Origin of the sequence: Olleya aquimaris (assembly GCF_003259525.1) — a bacterium.
GTDB classification, from domain to species: Bacteria; Bacteroidota; Bacteroidia; order Flavobacteriales; family Flavobacteriaceae; genus Olleya; species Olleya aquimaris.
Window position 1 is genome coordinate 1 of sequence record NZ_QLLO01000008.1, and the last position, 2500, is coordinate 2500.

At 47.4% G+C, this 2500-nt stretch carries 2 rRNA genes (1 of these 2 cut by a window edge); both read right to left on the reverse strand.

Annotated features, from left to right (window positions below):
- Positions 1 to 41: 41 nt before the first annotated feature.
- Positions 42 to 148: ribosomal RNA gene (rrf, locus tag LY08_RS10825) — 5S ribosomal RNA — on the reverse strand.
- A gap of 101 nt (positions 149 to 249) precedes the next feature.
- Positions 250 to 2500 (reverse strand): 23S ribosomal RNA (locus LY08_RS10830) (it continues 570 nt past the right edge of the window).

The following is a 2500-nucleotide window of genomic DNA, read 5'->3' on the forward strand; positions in this document are numbered from 1 at the left end:
AAAACAAAAAAACCCTTCATATTTCTATGAAGGGTTTTCAAAAAAGGCGACGACCTACTCTCCCACAATGCAGTACCATCGGCGCAAATGGGCTTAACTTCTCTGTTCGGAATGGTAAGAGGTGAGCCCCATCGCTATAATCACCTTAAATCTTTCGGTGTATGTAGTTTTACCTACTTTACCGTATATAATAACATATTGAAAAAATGATTCATGAAAATAATATTTATACTCTATAAAAAACAGGCGTACAATAAGTCTATGGGTTATTAGTACTACTTGGCTATGACATTACTGCCTTTACACCTATAGCCTATCAACGTGGTCATCTCCCACGACCCTTTAAAGAAATCTCATCTTGTGGTGGGTTTCGCGCTTATATGCTTTCAGCGCTTATCCCTTCCCAACGTAGCTACTCTGCAATGCTCCTGGCGGAACAACAGATACACCAGAGGTTAGTCCAACTCGGTCCTCTCGTACTAGAGTCAGATCCACTCAAATTTCTAACGCCCACTGTAGATAGAGACCGAACTGTCTCACGACGTTCTGAACCCAGCTCGCGTGCCACTTTAATGGGCGAACAGCCCAACCCTTGGGACCTTCTCCAGCCCCAGGATGTGACGAGCCGACATCGAGGTGCCAAACCCCCCCGTCGATATGAGCTCTTGGGGGAGATCAGCCTGTTATCCCCGGAGTACCTTTTATCCTTTGAGCGATGGCCCTTCCATGCGGAACCACCGGATCACTATGCTCTTGTTTCCAACCTGATCGACTTGTAGGTCTCTCAGTCAAGCACCCTTATGCCATTGCACTCTACGCACGGTTACCAAGCGTGCTGAGGGTACCTTTAGAAGCCTCCGTTACTCTTTTGGAGGCGACCACCCCAGTCAAACTACCCACCAAGCACTGTCCCCACATTGTGGGTTAGACTCTAGACAAGCAAAGGGTGGTATTTCAACAATGACTCCACAACGCCTAGCGACGCCGCTTCAAAGTCTCCCACCTATCCTACACATTACTTATCCAAAGCCAATACTAAGCTATAGTAAAGGTTCACGGGGTCTTTTCGTCCCACAGCGGGTAATCGGCATCTTCACCGATACTACAATTTCACCGAGCTCATGGCTGAGACAGTGTCCAGATCGTTGCACCATTCGTGCAGGTCGGAACTTACCCGACAAGGAATTTCGCTACCTTAGGACCGTTATAGTTACGGCCGCCGTTTACTGGGGCTTCATTTTATTGCTTCGCCGAAGCTAACAACTCCACTTAACCTTCCAGCACCGGGCAGGTGTCAGGCCATATACATCATCTTTCAATTTAGCATAGCCCTGTGTTTTTGATAAACAGTCGCCTGGACCTTTTCACTGCGGCCATCCCGAAGGATGGCGACCTTTCTCCCGAAGTTACAGGTCTATTTTGCCTAGTTCCTTAGCCATGAATCTCTCGAGCTCCTTAGAATTCTCATCCCAACTACCTGTGTCGGTTTAGGGTACGGGCTGCTTCACTTGCTTTTCTTGGAAGTCGATTCGCTAGATTATCACCGCGACCGTAGTCTTAGTGTACTATCGAGGTGTTACCACTCTCTTCAACGCACAATTCCGTCTGTGCGCACTAACTATTCGCCTCCGTCACTTTTAGTGTGAGCAGGTACAGGAATATTAACCTGTTGTCCATCCACTACCCCTTTCGGGTTCGCGTTAGGTCCCGACTAACCCTCAGCTGATTAGCATAGCTGAGGAAACCTTAGTCTTTCGGAGTGCGGGTTTCTCGCCCGCATTATCGTTACTTATGCCTACATTTTCTTTTGTAGCTACTCCAGCATGTCTCACAACACACCTTCAACGCCACTACAATGCTCCCCTACCACTTTTACAAGTCCATAGCTTCGGTAATATGTTTATGCCCGATTATTATCCATGCCGAACCGCTCGACTAGTGAGCTGTTACGCACTCTTTAAATGAATGGCTGCTTCCAAGCCAACATCCTAGCTGTCAAAGCAGTTCAACCTCGTTTTTTCAACTTAACATATATTTTGGGACCTTAGCTGATGGTCTGGGTTCTTTCCCTTTCGGACATGGACCTTAGCACCCATGCCCTCACTGCTGATTATCATTTTATAGCATTCGGAGTTTGTCAGGAATTGGTAGGCGGTGAAGCCCCCGCATCCAATCAGTAGCTCTACCTCTATAAAACTATAAATCAACGCTGCACCTAAATGCATTTCGGGGAGTACGAGCTATTTCCGAGTTTGATTGGCCTTTCACCCCTACCCACAGGTCATCCGAAGACTTTTCAACGTCAACCGGTTCGGTCCTCCACTATATGTTACTACAGCTTCAACCTGCCCATGGGTAGATCACACGGTTTCGCGTCTACCACTACTAACTAAAGCGCCCTATTCAGACTCGCTTTCGCTACGGATTCGTGACTTAATCACTTAACCTTGCTAGCAACGGTAACTCGTAGGCTCATTATGCAAAAGGCACGCCGTCACCC